Source organism: Bacillus cereus group sp. MG20 (assembly GCF_040459885.1).
GTDB classification, from domain to species: Bacteria; Bacillota; Bacilli; order Bacillales; family Bacillaceae_G; genus Bacillus_A; species Bacillus_A cereus.
In genome coordinates this window covers 1,517,737-1,539,466 of the sequence record NZ_JARVHF010000001.1, presented here as the reverse complement: position 1 = coordinate 1,539,466, position 21,730 = coordinate 1,517,737, and the positions used below count along the sequence as shown (strand labels likewise).

The window sequence follows — 21,730 nt, the reverse complement described above, 5'->3', positions numbered from 1 at the left end:
AAATGGCAGAAGTAAAAGAAAAGCGCCATGAAGAGCTTGGCTTAAGTGATGAGCAAGTATTAGAAATGTTCCGTACGATGTTACTTGCACGTAAAATCGACGAACGTATGTGGTTATTAAACCGCGCTGGTAAAATTCCATTCGTAATTTCTTGTCAAGGACAAGAGGCTGCACAAGTTGGAGCGGCGTTCGCTCTTGATAGAGAGAAAGATTATGCATTACCATACTATCGTGATATGGGTGTTGTACTAGCATTTGGTATGACAGCTAAAGAGCTTATGTTGTCTGCTTTCGCGAAAGCTGGAGATCCAAACTCTGGTGGTCGTCAAATGCCTGGTCACTTCGGTCAAAAGAAAAATCGTATTGTTACAGGTTCATCTCCAGTAACAACGCAAGTACCACATGCAGTTGGTATTGCACTAGCTGGAAAAATGGAGAAGAAAGATTTAGTAACGTTCGTTACATTTGGAGAAGGTTCTTCAAACCAAGGTGACTTCCATGAAGGGGCAAACTTTGCTGGTGTACACAAACTACCTGTTATTTTTATGTGTGAAAATAACAAATATGCAATCTCTATTCCGGTTGAAAAACAATTAGCATGTAAAAACGTATCAGATCGTGCAATTGGTTATGGTATGCCTGGATATACAATAGACGGAAACGATCCGCTTGCAGTATATAAAGCTGTAAAAGAAGCAGCAGATCGCGGTCGTCGTGGTGAAGGCCCAACTTTAATTGAAACAGTATCATATCGTTTAACAGCACATTCTAGTGACGATGATGATCGTGTTTATCGTGATAAAGAAGAAGTAGAAGAAGCAAAGAAAAAAGATTCAATTATAACATTCGCGGCTTATTTAAAAGAAGCTGGTGTGTTAACTGAGGAATCGGAAAAACAAATGTTAGACGAAATTATGCATATCGTAAATGAAGCAACAGAATATGCAGAAAATGCTCCGTATGCAGCACCTGAAGATGCATTGAAGCACGTATACGCAGAATAGGGGGAACGTTTCATGGCTGTAATGTCTTATATTGATGCTATTACATTAGCAATGCGCGAAGAAATGGAACGCGATGAGAAAGTATTCGTTTTAGGAGAAGATGTTGGTAAAAAAGGTGGCGTGTTTAAAGCGACACACGGTTTGTATGATCAATTTGGTGAAGATCGTGCGCTTGATGCACCGCTTGCAGAATCTGCAATTGCTGGGGTAGCAATTGGTGCAGCAATGTATGGTATGCGTCCAATCGCTGAAATGCAGTTTGCTGATTTCATCATGCCAGCAGTAAACCAAATTGTTTCTGAGGCAGCAAAAATTCGTTATCGTTCTAATAATGATTGGACTTGTCCAGTTACAATCCGTGCACCATTTGGTGGGGGTGTTCACGGTGCATTGTATCATTCACAATCTGTAGAAGCGATGTTTGCAAACCAGCCAGGTTTAAAAATCGTTATCCCTTCTACACCATATGATGCAAAAGGCTTATTAAAAGCAGCCATTCGTGATGAAGATCCAGTATTATTCTTCGAACATAAACGTGCATATCGTTTAATTAAAGGTGAAGTGCCGGAGGATGACTACGTATTACCAATCGGAAAAGCAGATGTAAAACGTGAAGGTGATGATATTACAGTTATCACGTACGGATTATGTGTTCATTTTGCTCTTCAAGCAGCTGAAAAGTTAGCACAAGATGGCATCTCTGCACACATTCTTGATTTACGTACTGTATATCCATTAGATAAAGAAGCAATCATTGAAGCAGCTTCTAAAACAGGTAAAGTTCTTCTTGTAACAGAAGACAATAAAGAAGGAAGCATTATGAGTGAAGTGGCAGCAATTATTGCTGAAAACTGTCTATTTGATTTAGATGCGCCAATCGCACGTCTTGCAGGTCCAGACGTTCCAGCAATGCCATATGCACCAACAATGGAAAAATTCTTTATGGTAAATCCAGATAAAGTTGAAAAAGCAATGCGTGAACTTGCGGAATTTTAATCGGGGGGACTATACATGGCTGTAGAAAATATTACAATGCCTCAGCTCGGGGAGAGCGTTACAGAGGGCACAATTAGTAAATGGCTCGTTAATGTTGGCGATCACGTAAACAAGTATGATCCGCTTGCAGAAGTAATGACTGATAAAGTAAATGCTGAAGTACCATCTTCTTTCACTGGTATTGTGAAAGAGTTAATCGCTGGTGAAGGTGATACGTTAGCTGTAGGTGAAGTAGTTTGTGTGATTCAAGTAGAAGGCGCAGACGAAGTAGCAGCAACAGCTGTTGAGGAAAAAACGAAAGAAGAACCAAAGGCAGCAGCAATTACGCCTGAAAAAGCACCGAAAGTAAAACAACCAACTGATGGAAAACCACGTTTTTCACCAGCTGTGTTAAAACTTGCGGGTGAGCATAACGTTGATTTAGATCTAGTAGAGGGTACGGGAGCAAACGGCCGTATCACTCGTAAAGATATTTTAAAGCTAGTGGAATCTGGAAATATTCCGCAAGCAGGTGCGGCGAAGAAAGAGGAAGCTGTAGCGGCAGTAGTAGAAGCTCGCCCAGAAGCACCAAAAGCAGCACCAGTAGCGCAAAAAGTAGAAGCTGCGAAACCAGTTTCTGTACCTACAATGCCTGGAGATATCGAAATTCCAGTAACAGGTGTGCGTAAAGCAATCGCAGCGAACATGTTACGTAGTAAACACGAAGCACCACATGCTTGGATGATGATTGAAGTAGATGTGACAAACCTTGTGTCATACCGTAACTCAATCAAAGGTGACTTTAAGAAGCGTGAAGGCTTTAACTTAACGTTCTTTGCTTTCTTCGTAAAAGCAGTAGCACAAGCGTTAAAAGAGTATCCTCAAATCAATTCAATGTGGGCTGGCGATAAAATTGTTCAGAAGAAAGATATTAACCTTTCTATCGCTGTTGCAACAGAGGAAGAACTATTTGTACCAGTAATTAAGCAAGCGGACGAGAAAACAATTAAAGGTATCGCTCGTGAAATTACAGAACTTGCAGGAAAAGTACGCACGAAATCGTTAAAAGCAGACGAAATGCAAGGTGGAACATTTACAATTAATAACACAGGATCATTCGGTTCTGTTCAATCTATGGGTATTATTAATTACCCACAAGCGGCTATTTTACAAGTTGAATCAATTGTAAAACGCCCAGTAATTATGGATAACGGTATGTTCGGTGCTCGTGACATGGTTAACTTATGTTTATCACTTGATCACCGCGTACTTGATGGTTTAATTTGTGGTAAGTTCTTAGGGCGTGTTAAAGAAATTTTAGAAAACATGTCAGAAAATAATACATCTGTATATTAATAAAAAGCTCGCTTATGCGAGCTTTTTATCATCTTATTTCTTCATCTACATCCTACTATATGTATAAATACCTTTCCCAGTAATCTTACAATAAACGATTATGTATTAGGAATTTACGAAAATACATTGCTGATATATGGTATATGGATATAAAATAAGAAAAGAATAATTTTTTTGGCAAATCTTACTGATGAAACTGTAGTATAATATATTGTATTGTATGAAAAAGAGAGTTATTCTATATAAGTGTTTTATAGATAATGTGTAATCAGTCGTCAAAACATGAAGAATGTTGACTCCTGGTTTTTTATTTTTGCCGTAACAATGTTTCAGGAGGATGTCATGAAAAGAAGTACCGAGTTTCTAAAAAGTTTAGATGTAAAATTAATTTTAATTTTGTGTGCACTATGTGTGACGAGTATAGCTGCTATATATAGCAGTCAGCAAACGGGACAGTATGGAGCTGCAAACTTTGCTATGAAACAAGGTGTTAACTACATAATTGGGGTTGTATTGTTACTTCTTGTTGCAAGCATTGATTTAGATCAGTTACAAAAATTATCTTGGCCGCTTTATATTGCTGGGTTTGCTTCACTTATTCTTTTGAAAGTATTACCACCATCAGGTTTTACACCTGAAAAATTAGGTGCAAAAAGATGGTTTGTTTTCCCAGTATTTGGACAAATTCAGCCGTCTGAGTTTTTCAAAATTGCATTGCTACTTGTAGTAGCGAGTATAGCAGTAAAACATAATGCACAGTATATGGCAAGGACATTCCAAACAGATTTAAAGCTAGTAGGTAAAATTATGCTAGTGTCACTTCCACCTATGGCGGTTGTATATAGTCAACCGGATACAGGTATGGTGTTCTTATATGCTGCTGCTATTGCATGTATTTTATTTATGTCAGGTATTCAAAAGAAATTGATAGCATTATGTACAGTTATTCCGTTGACCATATTATCTGCTTTAATATTTATTTTCTTTAAGTATCAAGATTTTTTCTATAATAATTTAGTTACTTTACTAAAACCTCACCAACAGTCGCGTATTGTAGGTTGGTTAAATCCATTTGAAAATGCAGATCAAGGTTATCAAACGCAACAATCGATTTTAGCTGTAGGTAGTGGAGGAATGGAAGGTAAAGGGTTTGGGGGAGGAAGCGTCTATATCCCAGAGAAGCATACTGACTTTATTTTCGCTACAATTGCCGAAGAAGGTGGATTTATCGTAGCAGCGTTAGTTGTCTTCTTGTTCCTGTTGCTACTATATCGAACAATTATTATTGGTTATTCCGCTGATAATTTATTTGGTACATTATTATGCGCTGGATCTATCGGTATATTAACAGTTCAAATATTCCAAAACATCGGTATGATCGTTGGGTTAATGCCTGTAAAAGGTATTGCATTACCTTTCTTATCGTATGGGGGAAGTTCCTTATTCTCGAATATGATTATGATGGGGCTAATACTATCGGTACGGAAAACTTATAAAAAATATATGTTTTCAGTTAAGTAAAAAAAGCTGGTTCGTTTTTAAACGAACCAGCTTTTTTTACATATATGCTCATAAACGTTGCAAACTAAAACAGGATAGCAGTTTGAGACGGGTAAGGAGTGCAAAGTGATGCATATGCATATTTTTGAAGGAGCACGGCATCTTTCTAATAGTGAATGGGTTATTCGGGCTATTATAGCATACATATTTTTAATATTAGTTGCGAAAGCAATGGGGCAAAGGTCTATCGCACAACTTCGTTTTTTAGATGTTGTATTAGTGTTATTGCTGGGTGGGAATATTTCTAACGCATTGTCTGATGAAAAAGTAGGGTTACTGGGCTCGATGATTACAACGTTCATACTCGTTGTACTTCATATTATAAGCTCAGTTTTAATGCTGAAATGGGATAGATGGAGACGCTTTTTAGAGCCAGCACCTATCATTCTTATACATAATGGTTCCATTGATTTTAGCAATTTGAAAAAGGCGAGAATTACCGTGGAATATTTGTTTTCGGAACTTCGTATGCGAAATGTGAGCGATATTCAAACGATTAAATTAGCATTATGGGAAGCGAACGGTGTCGTTTCTATATTTCGGTATCCAGAATATGAAGCAGTTTCGCGGCTTGATCTTAAAGTGGCGGGAAGAAAATCTCCAGTTTCTTTTATATTAGTAAAGGATGGGAGGATTCAGAAAGATGTTCTTGCATTATTAGGAAAAACAGAAGCGTGGGCGAGAGAATTTCTAGAGGAGAGTACAGAAGTAGAATCCATTATGTTAGCTACAGTAGATGAATCACATAAAATAAATATTTTGTTAAAAAAATGAAAAATATACGCATTTTGTCTTTTCGTACATATGATACAATAGTGTGGACAACGAAAAAGGAGGCGATACGGTGGGATATGTAGAAGAATTACGAAAAATAGTTGGTCATCGCCCTTTAATTTTAGTTGGTGCTGTTGTACTCGTTATAGATGAAAATGGTTATGTTTTATTGCAGCAGCGGACAGAGCCGTACGGAAAATGGGGGCTACCTGGCGGGCTAATGGAGCTTAGTGAATCACCAGAAGAAACAGCTTATCGTGAAGTATATGAAGAGACAGGAATAAAAGTGAAGAACTTGCGACTAATCAATGTATTTTCTGGAGCGAACTACTTTACAAAATTAGCAAATGGTGATGAATTTCAATCTGTAACAACCGCCTATTATACGGATGAATACGAAGGGGATTTTGTTATGAATAAAGAAGAAGCTGTTCAGCTTAAATTCTTTTCAGTAACAGAACTACCTGACTATATTGTAGGATCGCATAAAAAAATGATTGTTGAATATATGAAGATTATGGAAAAAAAGATATAATAAAAGTGAAAGAAATACAAAAACACAGCTCTGGTTGGTAGTCCAGACGCATGATTTCATGTCAGTAACCTTCCCCTCCGGGATGTCCCGTATTTCTAATTTTTTAAAGGAGGGGCTGTCAATGGAGTTGACAGTATATCACGATGGCCAATTTTTTGTTGGAATCATTACATGTAAAGAACAAGGGAAATTGTATGGAGCAAGGTATATTTTTGGAGCGGAACCGTCAGATGAAGAAGTGCTTATGTTTGTGAATAGTTCACTTTTAGAGCATTTTCAGCATTTTGCAAAATGTGGTGTAGAAGTTAAAGAAAAACAGCGTCCTAAAAACATAAAGCGTATCATACGACAAGCAGCAAAAGAAACAAATGTTAAACGTTTTACTAAGGCGCAAGAGGCGATTAGTTTATCTTATGAATTGCATAAACAAGAAAAGAAAGTGCAGTCTAAGGAGAAGCGAGAAGCTGAAAAAGAAAGAAGACGTTTAATTAAAGTACAAAAAGCAAAGCAAAAACATCGTGGTCATTAAAGAAAAGGTGTTAGAGCAATTGCTCTAACACCTTTTCTATACTTAAATACAAGTAAACTTACTTGTATTTCATAAACATTAACTGGTAAGATACAAATAGGTAGTTTTAGAGGAGGGAAAAGAGTGATTAATTTTAACTTTTTTATGAATGATGTTGTCCGCCAAGCGCGTGAAGAGATTGTCTCTGCTGGATATACAGAATTGACGACGCCAGAAGCGGTAGAAGAAGCGTTTAAAAGAAATGGAACAACACTTGTAATGGTAAACTCTGTATGTGGTTGTGCAGGTGGTATTGCTCGTCCTGCTGCTGCGCATTCCGTACATTATGATAAACGTCCTAACCACCTTGTAACGGTGTTTGCAGGTCAAGATAAAGAAGCGACAGCAAGAGCGCGTGAATATTTCGAAGGGTACCCACCTTCTTCTCCATCATTTGCTTTATTAAAAGATGGAAAAATTGTAACGATGGTAGAGCGTCATGAAATTGAAGGTCATGAACCGATGCAAGTTATTGCGAAACTACAATCATATTTTGAAGAGAATTGTGAAGAACTATAAAAAATAAGAGAAAAGGCGGCACGTCCACAATCAAGTGGATGTGCCGCCTTTTTTATTTATTATTAAAATTTCAGAGATATGCATAGTTATGTTATTTTATGCATTATTTTATACATAACAAATAGCATTTATATTGTTTTATTATTTATTTTTATTTTATATATTGCATAAAAATAAAAGTGCTGATACAATACAAACATCGAATAAATATTCTATTAAACTTTTAAATATACATTATTAGGGGGAAGAAAGATGAAGAAGTTAGTATCAATATCGTTTGCACTTATTTTAATTGTAAGTATATTCAGCGCTTGTAGTAATGGGGAATCGAAAGAAACAAAAGGAAATAAGAAAGTACTCGTAATGGGGACTTCAGCAGATTATAAACCATATGAATACGTGGAAGCTTCAAAAAGTGATGAAATTATTGGTTTTGATGTTGATGTTGCTAAATATATCGGAAAAGAACTTGGGTATGAAGTGAAAGTGAAAGATATGGATTTTGGTGGTTTATTAGCATCTCTTAGTTCAGGAAAAGTTGATTTCGTAATGGCAGGCATGACGCCAACTGCAGAGCGTAAAAATAATGTTGATTTTACAGATATTTATTTTGTTGCGAAAAATATGGTTGTTTCTAAAAAGGATTCTAACATTAAATCTGTAGAGGATTTAAAAGGGAAAAAAGTAGGGGTACAAACAGGATCTATTCAAGAAGAGAAAGCGGCAGAATTTAAAAAACAAGTAGATTTCCAAGTTGAGGGACGTGACCGTATACCAGAAATCGTACAAGAAATTAAAGCTGGTCGTTTTGACGCTGCAATTATAGAAGACACAGTTGCTAAAAATTATTTAGAGAAAATGAAAGATTTACAAGGAATTGAAATTAAAGAAGCGCCAGAAGAAGTTGGAGCAGCAATTGCCCTTCCGAAAAACAGTGATAAAACAGCTGAATTTAATAAAGTAATTAAAAAAATGCAAGAAAATGGAGAAATGGATAAATTAGTGAAGAAATGGTTTGGCAGCGGAAAATAAGCTGCCTTTCACTTTTCTGTGAGGGGAATGAAAAGAATGAACTTAGATTTTTCGGCGATTACGCCTTCGATACCATATATACTAAAAGGTTTAGAAGTTACTTTGAAAATTGTAGCGGTATCAGCTTTAGCAGGATTTATTTTAGGAACGTTATTAGCACTTTGTAAAATTGCTAGAATACGAGCATTAAATATAGCAGCAGATTTTTATACATCAATTTTTCGTGGTACACCACTTGTATTGCAATTAATGATTATTTATTTCGGTGTCCCGCAAATAATTGGTTATGAAATACCAGCATTCTTAGCAGCTGTACTTGCATTTAGCTTGAATTCAGGTGCATACATGTCAGAAGTAATTCGTGCTGGTATTCAAGCAGTTGATAAAGGACAAACAGAAGCAGCAATGGCTTTAGGGATACCATACGGAAAAATGATGAGAAATATTATTTTCCCTCAAGCATTAAAAAATATATTACCAGCGCTTGTGAACGAATTTGCGACACTTACGAAAGAATCAGCTGTAGTAACAGTAATAGGCGCGACTGATTTAATGCGTCGTGCTTACATTGTAGGTGGTGAGACATTTAAATATCTTGAACCATTACTTTTTGTTGGACTGATTTATTATATGTTAGTCATTATTCTTACATTAGTCGGGAAGGCAATTGAAGGGAGAATGAAGAAAAGTGATTAAAATTGAAAACCTTCATAAATCATTTGGTAAAAACGAAGTATTAAAAGGAATTACAACAACGATTGAAAAAGGGGAAGTAGTTGCAATTATAGGACCTTCTGGATCAGGAAAATCAACATTTTTACGTTGTATGAATATGTTAGAAGCACCAACGGATGGTCACATTTGGATTGGAACGGAAGAAGTAACGAATCCGAAAACGAATGTTATGCATGTTCGTGAAAATGTCGGTATGGTATTTCAGCATTTTCACTTATTTCCTCATATGACTGTATTAGAAAATATTGCGTATGCCCCTATCAATGTAAAAGGGGTAACGAAGCAAGAAGCTGAAAAGAAAGCTGAGAAACTTTTAGAAAAGGTTGGATTAGTAGATAAAAAAAATACGTATCCGAATCGTTTGTCGGGAGGACAAAAGCAACGTGTAGCAATTGCAAGAGCGTTAGCGATGGAACCGGAAGTTATGTTATTTGATGAACCGACATCGGCGCTAGATCCAGAGATGGTGAAAGAAGTGTTAGAAGTTATGAAATCGTTAGTTACGACAGGAATGACGATGGCTATTGTTACACATGAAATGGGCTTTGCAAAAGAAGTGGCAGATCGTGTTCTTTTCTTGGACGGAGGAAAGCTTGTAGAAGATAGTGCGCCAGAAGAATTTTTTGCAGCGCCGAAAAGTGAACGTGCGCAACAATTTTTACAAAAAATATTGTAATATGAAAAGGTTATGTGAATAATAAGTAGAAAAGGATGACATTGTGTCATCCTTTTTTTATACTAGCTGTAAATACGTTTATACATATAGGAGCAATGATATGTTCAAAATTGGATACCGTACAGTAAAAACAGCAATAGGGACAGGCGCGGCAGTTTTTATTGCTCAGTTATTAGGATTAGAATTTTATAGTTCAGCAGGTATTTTAGTTATTTTATGTGTACAAAATACGAAGCGCAAATCGCTTCAAGTGTCGTTACATCGTTTTCTAGCGTGTGTATTATCAATGGTATTCGCGTTTTGTATTTTTGAAACGATCGGCTATACACCACTTGCAATTAGTATATTGTTACTTACATTTATTCCGACTGCAGTAATGCTTAAAATTCAAGAAGGTATTGTCACGAGTTCAGTTATTGTTATGCATCTATATTCATTGAAGCAAATTACATGGCTTATAGTTGGAAATGAAATTGCTATATTAACAATAGGAATTAGCGTGGCGTTATTAGTAAATATGTATATGCCGAGTAGTGAAAATAAGCTAAAAGAGTATCAGGATAAAATAGAGAGTAATTTTAAAACGATTTTGTTTGAAATGGTTGTGTATTTACGAAATCGAGAAAGTAGTTGGAGTGGAGCAGAACTCATTGAAACCGAGAATATGTTAAATGAAGCAAGAGATTTATCGTTTAAAAAACTTGAGAATGCATTTATGCGAGAAGATGATTATTACTATCGTTATTTTAATATGCGTATGCAACAATTCGAAATTTTAGAGCGAATGATACCATTAGCAGCTTCTTTATCGTGGACGTATGAACAAGCTGACATGATTGCAGATGTTGTTGAAAACATTGGTAATGCTATTAGCCCTGAGAGTACAGGCGTTATTTCCTTAAGGCAGCTTCAAGAAATGAGGGAATTATTTAGAGACATGCCATTGCCAGCTACACGCGAAGAATTTGAGATACGTGCGAAACTTGTTCAACTTGTGTATGAAATGGAACAATATTTACTCATTAAAAGTCGCTTTAAGGGAAAGGATAATATAAAAGAACTTATATAGAAGGTAGGAATTATCTATGCCGTATCTTCTCTCTATCATATTATGTCTTTCTTTATCACCGATTTGGCCTCTTGGGGATAATCCACGTGCCGGAGATCCTTTTATTATTGTAAATAAAGCAACGAATAAATTAGCTTACATTGACGATGGAAAGATTCAAAAGGTTTTTCCAGTAGCGACAGGGAAAACGAATGAATTAACTCCAGAAGGAACTTTTGATGTTGTAATGAAAGCGAAGGATCCGTATTACATTGCGAAGGATATTCCAGGTGGATCGCCAAAAAATCCACTTGGATCAAGGTGGATTGGATTTAATGCAAGAGGAACTGATGGAAGTAAATATGGAATACATGGAACAAACCAACCGAGTTCAATTGGAAAGTATATTTCACAAGGATGTATAAGAATGAAGAAAAACGATGTGGAATATTTGTTTGATCGTATTCCAATTGGAACGAAAGTATGGATTGTGAAATCGAAAAAATCATTTCAGCAATTGGCAAAAGAAAAAGGAGCCGTTGCATATGAAGAAGCCAACGAAAAGGTTGGCTTTTTCTATTGTAATAAGTTGTCTTGACATGTGTACATAACCATGCGTTAATGAAAGTATAGAAAGATAAAATTAGATAAAGGGGTTGCTCATATGTACTTGAATCCAAAACTTTCGTATATGCAGTTTTTTATGGGATTTCTATTTGTTATTACATTCATATTGGCAACTTTTAATATATGTTCTTATCTTGTAGCGATTGTATGTATGGCATTACTTAATCTCACTTTTGTTATTGGGGCATTTCAGCAGAAACAATATACAAGTTTTGTAATAGCACTTGTAATGTCATTTTCCTTTAGTATTGTAGCGATTGTGTTTTATATAAAATAAACCATCTCGATGTCGAGATGGTTTATTTTGTCATGTGTAAAAAGTAAAAAAAGGACGAACACATCGCCCTTTTTACCAAAACATACTCGCGCCAGCAAGTAATGTTGTTACAAGCATAGAAATTAGCATCACATAAACCATAATTTTTTGAGCTTTTTTATGCATCGTTATACCTCCTTGCAAATCAGTACAATTTCATTGTAACGAGAAATGAAATTATGGACAAGGGGAGAGTAAGGACAAAATTCGGGAAGGGGTTGCAAAATATAACAGGAAATTTGAGTGTGTGTAGAGAATATAGTAAAAGGGTATATTGTTAATTTTTAGTTGGGCAAGCTGAAGAATGGAGATACGATGATGAAAATATACGAAACAGATCGTTTATATTTAAAGGAAATTGATGAGTCGTATGCTGAAACAGTTCTTCAATATTACGACAGAAATCGTGAGTTTTTAAAAGCTTGGGAAGAGTATAGACCGGATGATTTTTTTACGCTAGATTATCAAAAGAAAAAGTTGCAAAAGGATAGAAAAGAGTTCGAAGAAGGGAAAATCATCAGACTATGGATTTTTAAAAAGGGTGATGATACGAAAATAATTGGGTGTATTTCATTTAATTTAATCGTTCGTGGCATTTATCAATCTTGTGTACTCGGTTATAAATTAGATAAAGCAGAGTTAAACAAAGGGTATACGACAGAAGCGCTTAGAAAAGCAATTCAAGTTGCTTTTGAGGGATTTCAGTTACATCGTATAGAAGCTCCGATTATGCCTCGTAATTTAGCATCTATACAAGTAGTGACGAAGATAGGCTTTCAATATGAAGGCGTGTCTAGGAAGATGTTAATGGTAAATGGCGTGTGGGAGGATCATATGCGCTGGGTATTGTTAAATGAGTAATAGAAAGCAGATGGTTATCTAGACATGTAAACCATCTGTTTTTTGTCTTGTATTTCGAAACTTTTGCGAAATTCTGTTATAATTAATAGTGTTACATACATAATGGTAGTGCAGGAGGCGCAGTCTTATGATTAATCAAGAACGTTTAGTAAATGAATTTATGGAATTAGTACAAGTAGATTCTGAAACGAAATTTGAAGCAGAAATCTGCAAAGTATTAACGAAGAAATTTACAGATTTAGGTGTAGAAGTATTTGAAGATGACACAATGGCTGTAACTGGTCATGGTGCAGGTAACTTAATTTGTACTTTACCAGCAACAAAAGATGGTGTTGATACAATTTACTTTACTTCTCATATGGATACAGTAGTTCCTGGTAATGGAATTAAGCCTTCTATTAAAGATGGATATATCGTATCAGATGGTACAACAATTTTGGGCGCGGATGATAAAGCTGGATTAGCATCAATGTTCGAAGCAATCCGTGTTTTAAAAGAGAAAAATATCTCTCACGGTAAAATTGAATTTATTATTACAGTCGGAGAAGAATCAGGTCTTGTTGGTGCAAAAGCTTTAGATCGTGAGCGTATTACAGCGAAGTATGGCTACGCATTAGATAGCGATGGAAAAGTTGGTGAAATCGTTGTTGCAGCTCCAACACAAGCGAAAGTGAACGCAATTATTCGCGGGAAAACAGCTCACGCTGGTGTAGCACCGGAGAAAGGTGTATCTGCAATTACTATCGCAGCGAAAGCAATTGCGAAGATGCCACTTGGTCGCATTGACTCTGAAACGACTGCAAACATTGGACGTTTTGAAGGTGGTACACAAACGAATATCGTTTGCGATCATGTACAAATCTTTGCAGAAGCTCGTTCTTTAATCAATGAGAAAATGGAAGCACAAGTTGCGAAAATGAAAGAAGCATTTGAAACAACTGCAAAAGAAATGGGTGGTCATGCAGACGTTGAAGTAAACGTTATGTACCCAGGATTTAAATTTGCTGATGGCGATCACGTTGTAGAAGTTGCAAAACGTGCAGCTGAAAAAATTGGTCGTACACCTTCTCTTCACCAAAGTGGTGGCGGAAGTGATGCAAACGTAATTGCAGGACACGGTATCCCAACAGTTAACTTGGCAGTTGGTTATGAAGAAATTCATACAACAAACGAGAAGATTCCTGTTGAAGAGTTAGCAAAAACAGCAGAATTAGTTGTTGCAATTATTGAAGAAGTAGCGAAGTAATAGAATAGAAAAAGCGTGTAAATCAATTGTGATTTACACGCTTTTTATTTTGATTCGATTGTTTTTACAAGGCGTATAAGCCAATACAAGAAAAATCATAGCAGTATATAATATTAGACGAGAGAAAAATCCAAACGTATTCATGTTGAAAATTGGAAGGAGTAAATAATTATGATGATTAATATAACTACAAGGAACATATAGTTAATTTCACCATAATCAGCCTCTTTCACATGTGTATCCTCTTTATATGGATTATAAAAAAGAACAAGTAATTATTATAACTATTGTGCAAAATTTGATATAATAAAAGAACGAACGTTCTGATTAGGGAGTGAGTACTATGCGAGAAATGTATCCGAAAAATGGTCGTGTAATTTTACATGTAGATATGAATTGCTTTTTCGCATCTGTTGAAATTGCTCATGATCCATCATTACAAGGAAAGCCATTAGCGGTTGCTGGAAATGAAAAAGAGAGAAAAGGAATTATTATAACATGTAGTTATGAGGCGAGAGAATACGGAATACGTACGACGATGCCCCTTTGGGAAGCGAAAAGGTTATGCCCGCAATTAGTTGTAAGGCGTCCTAATTTCACATTATATCGCGAAGCTTCATTTCAAATGTTTCAAGTCCTTTCCCGTTTTACAGAAAAGATACAACCAGTCTCAATAGATGAAGGGTATTTAGATATTACAGATTGCTACGCACTTGGTTCTCCTCTTGAAATAGCAAAGATGATTCAACAAGCACTATTAACAGAGTTGCAGCTTCCGTGTAGTATTGGAATCGCTCCAAATCTTTTCCTAGCAAAGACCGCTTCAGATATGAAAAAACCACTTGGTATTACCGTGCTTCGAAAACGCGATATTCCAGAACTGATTTGGCCACGTCCAGTTGGAGCAATGCATGGAATTGGTGAGAAAACAGCTGGAAAATTAAATGATATTCATATACAGACAATTGAACAGTTGGCAAAGGGAGACGAGCATATCATTCGCGCTAAAATTGGCAAGCACGGTGTTGATTTGCAAAGGCGTGCAAAAGGTATGGATGATAGGGAAGTGGATCCGAGTCAAATGGGACAGCATAAAAGTGTCGGTAACTCGATGACTTTTTCAAAGGATATGGATGAAGAGAAAGAATTACTTGATATGTTAGAACGTTTATCAAAGTCAGTGAGTAAAAGGTTACAAAAGCGAACCCTTGTCAGCTATAATATTCAAATTATGATTAAATACCATGATAGGCGAACAGTAACACGGAGTAAGCAATTGAAAAATGCGATTTCGGAAGAACGCGATATTTTTCAAGCAGCATCCCGTTTATGGAAGCAACATTGGGATGGTGATTCCGTTCGTTTACTAGGTGTTACAGCTACTGAAATAGAGTGGAAGACAGAATCGGTGAAACAATTAGATTTGTTTTCATTTGAAGAGGATGCAAAAAAAGAACCGCTACTTGCTGTCATTGATCAAATTAATGATAAGTATGGAACACTGCTTTTACAACGAGGTAGTCAACTACTACGTAAGCAAGAGAAGTCGTTTCAACAAAAGTTAGAAAATAAATTTATGTAGAAGGTGTCATGAAGTAGTAAAAATCATGACACCTTTCCTATTTAACTCGCTTCTAAATCTAAAGAAGTCTTCCATCCAGCTCCAGTAACGCCAGATTCTAATAGCATTCTACTTACTATTTTTTCAATTAAGATAGCTGCATTTGTCTTGCAATGTAATGTAGCCTGTATACAAACTTTTTGATTAGAATCTACATCTTCACTATACAACTCTTTTAAACTGAGCCCTTCTGTACTTACCATATGCATAAGTAAAAAACGAATATGTGCTTCAGTTTCTTCTGAACAAGTAAGGGAAAGTAAGTAGTTCGTTTGTTCAGGTGATTCTTCTTTTGATTTTTTATTCATAAAAAGAGCAATTGGGCGAAGAAGTATATTTGCTAGTAACACGCCGGCTGCACCTAATATAGCTGCAACGAGGAAACCGGCGCCTGTAAGAGTACCGACAGCAGCTGCACACCATAAAGTAGCTGCCGTATTTAGCCCTCTAATACTAAAACCATCGCGGATAATAACGCCACCCCCTAAAAAACCAATGCCACTAACGACTTGAGCAGCAATGCGTGAGGGGCTAGCATCATGATCAAGCATGACGGATAATAAAACAAATATACAGGCACCAAGTGATACGAGAGCATTTGTCCGTAACCCAGCCATTCGATGTCTCCATTGTCTTTCCATTCCGATGCAAGCTCCTACAATAATTGCTATAACTAATCTGAATATAATATCGTACCATACCATCATGGTCACCTCCATATATAAATATGTGTTATGTCTTTTAGAATGAGCGGGGAATACCCACTCATTCTTATTTTTACAACCAGCTATGAAACTTTTTAATATAAAGCTTTTTCAGGAATTGTGTTAAAAAAGCGTAGCCTAATAGTATTCCTACTAACCAAGGGAAGTAGCTAAGTGGCAATGCTTGTAAACCAACGGCTGCACCAAGTGGTGAGAATGGAATATAAATCCCGATTGCCATAATAAGAGCGGTTAATAAAACGACGGGTGTTGATGCAGCACTTTGAATAAATGGAATCTTCTGTGTTCGTATCATGTGAACAATTAAAGTTTGTGTTAACAATCCAACCACAAACCAACCGGACTGGAATAATGATTGCTCGCTCGGTGTATTTGCGCCAAATACATTCCACATGACTACGTATGTGATAATATCAAATATGGAACTAATTGGGCCGATACAAATAATGAAGTTTCGTAAGTTTGCAGTATCCCATTTTCGGGGTTTTTCTAGAAACTCTTTATCCATTTTGTCCCATGGAATAGAAAGTTGTGAAATATCATAAAGTAAGTTTTGAATTAAAAGATGAATGGCAAGCATCGGTAAAAAAGGAATGAAAGCACTTGCTACTAACACGCTAAACACATTACCGAAGTTAGAGCTAGCTGTCATCTTAATATATTTTAAAATATTTCCGAATGTAGTACGTCCTTCTACAATCCCGGCTTCTAATATAGTTAAACTTTTTTCGAGTAGAATAATATCAGAAGCTTCTTTCGCAATATCAGTAGCAGTATCAACAGATATTCCGACATCAGCTTCACGTAATGCTACAGCATCGTTAATGCCATCTCCCATGTAACCTACAGTGTGTCCGTTTCCTTGTAATGCGTGTATAATGCGAGATTTTTGCATTGGATTAAGCTTCGCAAATACAGTCGTTTCTTCAGCAAGTTTTGCTAATGCTTTATCTGGTAAAGAATCAATCTCGTAACCGAGGATTGGTTCGCCGATATCTAATCCAACTTCTTTACAAACTTTTCGTGTAACAATTTCGTTATCGCCAGTTAAAATTTTTACTTGTACACCATGCTTTTGTAATGCTTGAATTGCAGCTGCTGCAGATGGTTTCGGTGGATCTAAAAAGCCGATATATCCAGCGAGAATCATATCAGTTTCGTCTTTTACTGCGTACTCTTTATCATTTATGTTTCTATCTTTTTTATAAGCCACAGCAATAACCCGCATACCTTCACTATTCAATGTCTCGCTTAGTTTTTTGACATTTGAGCGTATTTCCTCAGTGAGTGTAACGATTTTTTTATCCACTTCAGTGTAGTTGCAAATTGATAAAATTTCTTCTACGGCACCTTTACAAACCATTGTATGTTCACCTGAAATATCTTTTACGATGACTGACATACGCCGGCGGGCGAAATCGAATGGAATTTCATCTAGCTTTTGAAAAGCTGATGGGTCAAATGTATTGTTTTCCTCTGTATGCTTAATAACAGCTTTATCTATTAAGTTTTTCAATCCAGTTTGATAGAAACTATTTAAATAGGCAAATTGCAAGACACGATTGCATTTATTTCCATTAGAATCTAAGTGACGAACAAGGACAACTTTATCTTCTGTTAAAGTTCCGGTTTTATCTGTACAAAGAATGTTCATAGCACCTAAGTTTTGAATAGAATTTAGCTGTTTTACAATTACTTTTTGTTTAGACATGTTAACGGCACCTTTAGCTAAATTAGCAGTTACAATCATTGGTAACATTTCAGGTGTAAGGCCAACAGCAACGGCAATAGCGAAGAAGAAAGCTTCTTGCCAATCTCCCTTTGTCAATCCGTTAATGAGAAGGACGATAGGCGCCATAATAAGCATGAATGTAATTAAGAGCCAGCTTACTTTGTTTACACCTTTATCAAAGCTTGTTTCTACACGCTTTCCGATCACCTTATTTGTTAAAGAGCCGAAATACGTATCGGTACTTGTTGAGATGACAACAGCTTTTGCGCTACCACTTACAATATTTGTTCCCATGAAGCAAAGGTTTTCCATATCGAGTGGATTGTAATTTTTTTTCATGTTTTTCGGTAAGATATGCTTATTTTCTGTATGGTAGCAGTGTTCGTATTTTTCTATAGGAAGTGCTTCCCCTGTCAAAGAAGATTGATTAACAAATAAATCTTTAGCGGATACAACACGCACATCAGCTGGAACGATATCACCTGCTGAAAGGGAAATAATATCGCCAGGTACAAGTTCTTCAATTGGAATTTCTGTTGTGTAATTTCGATTTAAATTCGTTACATTTTTTGTTTCATGTACAAATCCATTTATTCTAAATACGCTCGCAGTTGTTCGAACCATAGCCTTTAACTTATCGGCAGCTTTTTGAGAACGAAATTCTTGGGAAAACCGAATCGTTGCACTAAGTAGTACCATTGCAGATACGACAATTGTTCCTTGTATGTCATCTGTGAAAAAGGAGAGTGCTCCAAGAGCTAATAAAACGAAAATAAATGGATTTTTAAATGCCAGCAGAAATTGAATGTACCACGGCGCCATTTTATTATGAGCTATTTCGTTCGGACCGTATAAAGAAAGTCTACGAGCCACTTCTTGTTTAGATAATCCATCTTGTGTTGTTTCTAGAAGTTTTAACGCAGAGATTACATCTTGTGTTGCAACCTCCACTAATAATTCGTTATTTGTTTTCATGCTATCTTGCTCATAAGCATGCTTTGTTTCTTGTCTTTGTAAATTAAACATCGGTAGTTCCTCCTCTGTCATGAAGGAGGAAACAATCTGTTACCTAACTATTTGAAATGGTGAGGAACAGTTTCTTTCCTACCTACATGATGAAATATGAATGTAAAACGTATGGGTATCTGGGCCGAATCATCAATTGCCAACTGTTCCTCACCTCCGTACAATTTAGTAGTTTCTGAATATGCTATGTTTGTTTCATAGTAAGGTGCATATAGACGTAAAAAGACCTTTACTCAAAACGAGTAAAGGTCTGAATTCGCAGTTAAAAGAGTCCACAACAAAGACTGCTAGTAGACATAAATAAAAACAGTTTTTGTGTATGACAAAATACATGCACCTCTCCCTCGTTGAGTTTTAGCACTGTATAGCATAGGTACTGAAACCAGCTACGTTAAAAAAGGCCTTCATTCCGACCTTTCCTGTTGACCCATTGGCGTCTCTCGACATTTTTGGGCAGCAGCGTTTCTCTATACAGGAGCCTCACCTAACAGAGACCATATTCAATTACATGTTGAATGTTAGCACTGTAAAATCGTAGTGTCAATATCTTTTTTATCTGTGTTTTTAAAATATTAAATGGATTTATAATAGATATATGGGATGAAATGCATGATATTAATTATAAATAATGTGGAAAATAAGTATTTTTATAAAAGGGGAATTTGTAATGGTACCACAAAATTTTATTATAAATATTGAGAATCAAAAGTGGTTGTTTAATGAGCAGGAAGATTTATGTTCTCACGGGGAAATTTATTTAAATGTGGATGGAACGATTATTACACAAACAGGTATGGATGAGGAATGGGGAATAAGTGAATCAGCTTTAGCTCTGTTACGAACTTTAGATAAAGAATATATTTGTGATATTGAAAATGAAGAGGGGCTTATTTTGCACGGATGTGGCACTATGCTCATGTTAGGATGCCCAATTTCAATTCATTGGACTATAAACCATATAGGTGAAAATGTGGTTTTAAAGGATTTTATCAAAGTTATTTCTACTGATCAAAAGGCTATATACTATGAAGGCTTCATATAGAAGTAAATGAAAATGAATATAGAAAACAAATTGTTTCTTTTGCGCTACAAGCAAAAGAATTATTCAATAAATCAAGTGAAAAGATAATTTTAGATGAGTTTGATCAAAGTATGTATACAGACTTTTGGACGGAATATAATCATTTGCTAAATAAGTATAAATAAAAAAGCACTGTAACCAGTGCTTTTTTATTATAGATTACGAGATTGTAGGGTTTTCAAAAATAACAATCTCTGAACTGTTTGTAGTTGAAACGCGTTGGGCGTAATATGTTAAAGCTGAAGAAATATATGCTGGTAACGTATCATTTGTATGTGATGTTGTATATTCATGGATTAATTCCTTTAAAGTTGTCCATTCTAATTGTGCTGGGTGATCAGACACGAAAGAACTTACCCAGCGATCAAATGAAGATGAAAAATCAGTTTGTAAACGAAATACTTCTTTCATAATAAAACGCTCCCTTAAAATGTAGTATAATCATTTTAACACAAAACACGAACGTTTGCTAAATTTTTTAAGTATAATGTTCGTGTTATATAGTTGTCTAGATGATTGGTTATGTAAATTCAATTTGCCATTTGAAATAACATTCCGTAAGATGAGAGATAGAGTATATTTAGAGCTGGAGGAAAGAAAGTGGAATTTGTATTTTTAGGAACTGGTGCAGGTGTTCCTTCAAAAGGAAGGAACGTTTCAGCAATTGCTTTACAATTGTTAGAAGAACGAGGACAAACTTGGTTATTTGATTGTGGCGAGGCCACGCAACATCAAATATTACATACATCTGTACGTCCGCGCCGCATTGAAAAAATATTTATTACGCATTTACATGGCGATCATATTTTTGGATTGCCTGGTTTATTAGGTAGCCGTTCATTTCAAGGAGGAACTACGCCTTTAACGGTGTATGGACCGAAAGGAATTAAACAATTTATTGAAGTGGCATTATCGGTAAGTACGACACATGTGAAATATCCACTTGAAGTTGTGGAGATAACAGAAGAAGGTACCGTATTTGAAGATAATGAATTTTATGTAGAAACGAAAAGATTGTCACACGGTATAGAATGTTTTGGATATCGTATTGTAGAGAAAGATATACAAGGTGCTCTTTTAGTTGATAAGTTGCTTGAGATGGGTGTGAAACCAGGTCCAATCTTTAAACGTTTAAAGGATGGAGAAGTAGTTGAATTAGAGGATGGCACGATATTAAATGGAAATGAGTTTATCGGCCCACCTCAAAAAGGAAGAATTATTACTATCTTAGGTGATACGCGATATTGCGAAGCGAGTAGGGAGCTTGCGCAAGATGCAGATGTACTTGTCCATGAAGCGACTTTCGCAGCAGAAGATGAGCAACAAGCGCATGATTATTTTCATTCCACATCTAAGCAAGCTGCGAGCATTGCACTTCAGGCAAATGCGAAGCGATTAATCTTAACTCACATTAGTTCTCGCTATCAAGGAGATACATATAAGGAATTATTGAAAGAGGCAAGAGAGTTGTTTTCTAATACAGAAATAGCGACAGATTTGAAATCATTCCCAGTAGAAAAATAATAATTTTGTAAAAAATGGTAACGGTGGGTTACCATTTTTTTATGTCTAAAAAAATTTAAAAATAAAACTGTTATTATTTTATACTTATACTTGGATGATACAGAAAATTAGAATGGTTTGAATATATACGATAAAAATACGAAATAATGATTATTTAGAAAAACTGTTATATAAGTCAGATGACATACA

The 21,730-nt window shown here is 35.9% G+C and carries 22 protein-coding genes, 1 pseudogene and 1 riboswitch; of the genes and pseudogenes, 19 read left to right on the top strand and 4 right to left on the bottom strand.

The features are described 5' to 3' along the window. Window positions 1-2: 2 nt before the first annotated feature. From bfmBAA to QCI81_RS07720, 14 genes are all read left to right on the top strand, one after another. Window positions 3-1,004, top strand: coding sequence for a 3-methyl-2-oxobutanoate dehydrogenase subunit alpha (gene bfmBAA / locus QCI81_RS07785; RefSeq protein ID WP_000852551.1), 1,002 nt, complete (start codon window positions 3-5; stop codon window positions 1,002-1,004). 12 nt (window positions 1,005-1,016) lie between these two features. Next, window positions 1,017-2,000, top strand: a complete 984-nt coding sequence (gene bfmBAB, locus QCI81_RS07780; protein WP_000290071.1) for a 3-methyl-2-oxobutanoate dehydrogenase subunit beta — start codon at window positions 1,017-1,019, stop codon at window positions 1,998-2,000. A 15-nt stretch (window positions 2,001-2,015) separates the two neighbouring features. Then, on the top strand, window positions 2,016-3,335 hold the full coding sequence (locus tag QCI81_RS07775; RefSeq protein ID WP_070180493.1) for a dihydrolipoamide acetyltransferase family protein: 1,320 nt from the start codon (window positions 2,016-2,018) through the stop codon (window positions 3,333-3,335). Between the two features lie 342 nt (window positions 3,336-3,677). Then, on the top strand, window positions 3,678-4,856 hold the full coding sequence (locus QCI81_RS07770; RefSeq protein ID WP_000831181.1) for an FtsW/RodA/SpoVE family cell cycle protein: 1,179 nt from the start codon (window positions 3,678-3,680) through the stop codon (window positions 4,854-4,856). Window positions 4,857-4,964: 108 nt separating this feature from the next. Further along, window positions 4,965-5,669: a DUF421 domain-containing protein gene (locus tag QCI81_RS07765; RefSeq protein WP_069356182.1), complete on the top strand. Its 705-nt coding sequence runs from the start codon at window positions 4,965-4,967 to the stop codon at window positions 5,667-5,669. A 70-nt stretch (window positions 5,670-5,739) separates the two neighbouring features. After that, complete coding sequence (locus QCI81_RS07760; RefSeq protein WP_065229330.1) at window positions 5,740-6,204, top strand: NUDIX hydrolase; 465 nt, start codon at window positions 5,740-5,742, stop codon at window positions 6,202-6,204. Between the two features lie 121 nt (window positions 6,205-6,325). Continuing rightward, the gene (locus QCI81_RS07755) at window positions 6,326-6,733 is read left to right on the top strand and encodes a YjdF family protein (protein ID WP_000424203.1); all 408 of its coding nucleotides are present in this window, start codon (window positions 6,326-6,328) and stop codon (window positions 6,731-6,733) included. Window positions 6,734-6,877: 144 nt separating this feature from the next. Beyond that, window positions 6,878-7,291, top strand: a complete 414-nt coding sequence (locus tag QCI81_RS07750) for a BrxA/BrxB family bacilliredoxin (protein ID WP_001979317.1) — start codon at window positions 6,878-6,880, stop codon at window positions 7,289-7,291. A gap of 252 nt (window positions 7,292-7,543) precedes the next feature. Beyond that, on the top strand, window positions 7,544-8,323 hold the full coding sequence (locus tag QCI81_RS07745; RefSeq protein WP_000737678.1) for a transporter substrate-binding domain-containing protein: 780 nt from the start codon (window positions 7,544-7,546) through the stop codon (window positions 8,321-8,323). A gap of 36 nt (window positions 8,324-8,359) precedes the next feature. After that, window positions 8,360-9,019 (top strand): amino acid ABC transporter permease, encoded by a 660-nt coding sequence (locus tag QCI81_RS07740; protein WP_001046915.1) that lies wholly within the window; start codon window positions 8,360-8,362, stop codon window positions 9,017-9,019. Further along, entirely contained in the window at window positions 9,012-9,734 is a 723-nt protein-coding gene (locus tag QCI81_RS07735; protein WP_071729693.1) for an amino acid ABC transporter ATP-binding protein, read from the top strand. The genes QCI81_RS07740 and QCI81_RS07735 overlap by 8 nt, the downstream gene beginning before the upstream one ends. Window positions 9,735-9,834: 100 nt before the next feature. Further along, window positions 9,835-10,803, top strand: a complete 969-nt coding sequence (locus tag QCI81_RS07730) for an aromatic acid exporter family protein (protein WP_000472671.1) — start codon at window positions 9,835-9,837, stop codon at window positions 10,801-10,803. Window positions 10,804-10,819: 16 nt separating this feature from the next. Beyond that, window positions 10,820-11,380, top strand: coding sequence for a L,D-transpeptidase (locus QCI81_RS07725; protein ID WP_001146564.1), 561 nt, complete (start codon window positions 10,820-10,822; stop codon window positions 11,378-11,380). A gap of 66 nt (window positions 11,381-11,446) precedes the next feature. Next, window positions 11,447-11,686: a DUF3894 domain-containing protein gene (locus QCI81_RS07720; RefSeq protein WP_000281167.1), complete on the top strand. Its 240-nt coding sequence runs from the start codon at window positions 11,447-11,449 to the stop codon at window positions 11,684-11,686. Between the two features lie 72 nt (window positions 11,687-11,758). Here the strand turns inward: QCI81_RS07720 and prli42 are convergent, their stop codons facing one another. Beyond that, entirely contained in the window at window positions 11,759-11,851 is a 93-nt protein-coding gene (gene prli42, locus QCI81_RS07715) for a stressosome-associated protein Prli42 (RefSeq protein ID WP_000549037.1), read from the bottom strand. Between the two features lie 189 nt (window positions 11,852-12,040). Between prli42 and QCI81_RS07710 the strand changes: the two genes are divergently transcribed. The 3 genes from QCI81_RS07710 (at window position 12,041) to QCI81_RS07700 (ending at window position 15,414) form a co-directional block, all read left to right on the top strand. Next, window positions 12,041-12,586, top strand: a complete 546-nt coding sequence (locus QCI81_RS07710; RefSeq protein WP_025118231.1) for a GNAT family N-acetyltransferase — start codon at window positions 12,041-12,043, stop codon at window positions 12,584-12,586. Between the two features lie 127 nt (window positions 12,587-12,713). Then, the gene (locus QCI81_RS07705; RefSeq protein WP_000609816.1) at window positions 12,714-13,832 is read left to right on the top strand and encodes a tripeptidase T; all 1,119 of its coding nucleotides are present in this window, start codon (window positions 12,714-12,716) and stop codon (window positions 13,830-13,832) included. A gap of 343 nt (window positions 13,833-14,175) precedes the next feature. Then, window positions 14,176-15,414 carry a DNA polymerase IV gene (locus QCI81_RS07700; protein ID WP_098852219.1) on the top strand — a complete coding sequence of 413 codons (1,239 nt, stop codon included), beginning with the start codon at window positions 14,176-14,178 and terminating at the stop codon, window positions 15,412-15,414. Window positions 15,415-15,455: 41 nt separating this feature from the next. Here QCI81_RS07700 and QCI81_RS07695 read toward each other — a convergent pair whose 3' ends face one another. Both QCI81_RS07695 and mgtA read right to left on the bottom strand, forming a co-directional pair. Continuing rightward, window positions 15,456-16,157: an MgtC/SapB family protein gene (locus QCI81_RS07695; RefSeq protein WP_140155615.1), complete on the bottom strand. Its 702-nt coding sequence runs from the start codon at window positions 16,155-16,157 to the stop codon at window positions 15,456-15,458. A 73-nt stretch (window positions 16,158-16,230) separates the two neighbouring features. Next, window positions 16,231-18,936 carry a magnesium-translocating P-type ATPase gene (gene mgtA, locus QCI81_RS07690; RefSeq protein ID WP_142340435.1) on the bottom strand — a complete coding sequence of 902 codons (2,706 nt, stop codon included), beginning with the start codon at window positions 18,934-18,936 and terminating at the stop codon, window positions 16,231-16,233. Between the two features lie 331 nt (window positions 18,937-19,267). Further along, window positions 19,268-19,435, bottom strand: a riboswitch (M-box (ykoK) riboswitch). Between the two features lie 168 nt (window positions 19,436-19,603). Here mgtA and QCI81_RS07685 point away from each other — a divergent pair. Next, window positions 19,604-20,142: pseudogene (locus tag QCI81_RS07685) on the top strand (hypothetical protein). A gap of 34 nt (window positions 20,143-20,176) precedes the next feature. On the opposite strand, the gene QCI81_RS07680 reads toward QCI81_RS07685, so the two are convergent. Beyond that, on the bottom strand, window positions 20,177-20,428 hold the full coding sequence (locus tag QCI81_RS07680) for a DUF3932 family protein (RefSeq protein WP_000665709.1): 252 nt from the start codon (window positions 20,426-20,428) through the stop codon (window positions 20,177-20,179). Between the two features lie 189 nt (window positions 20,429-20,617). Between QCI81_RS07680 and rnz the strand changes: the two genes are divergently transcribed. Beyond that, window positions 20,618-21,541 (top strand): ribonuclease Z, encoded by a 924-nt coding sequence (rnz, locus tag QCI81_RS07675; RefSeq protein WP_000397454.1) that lies wholly within the window; start codon window positions 20,618-20,620, stop codon window positions 21,539-21,541. The last annotated feature ends 189 nt before the right edge of the window (window positions 21,542-21,730 follow it).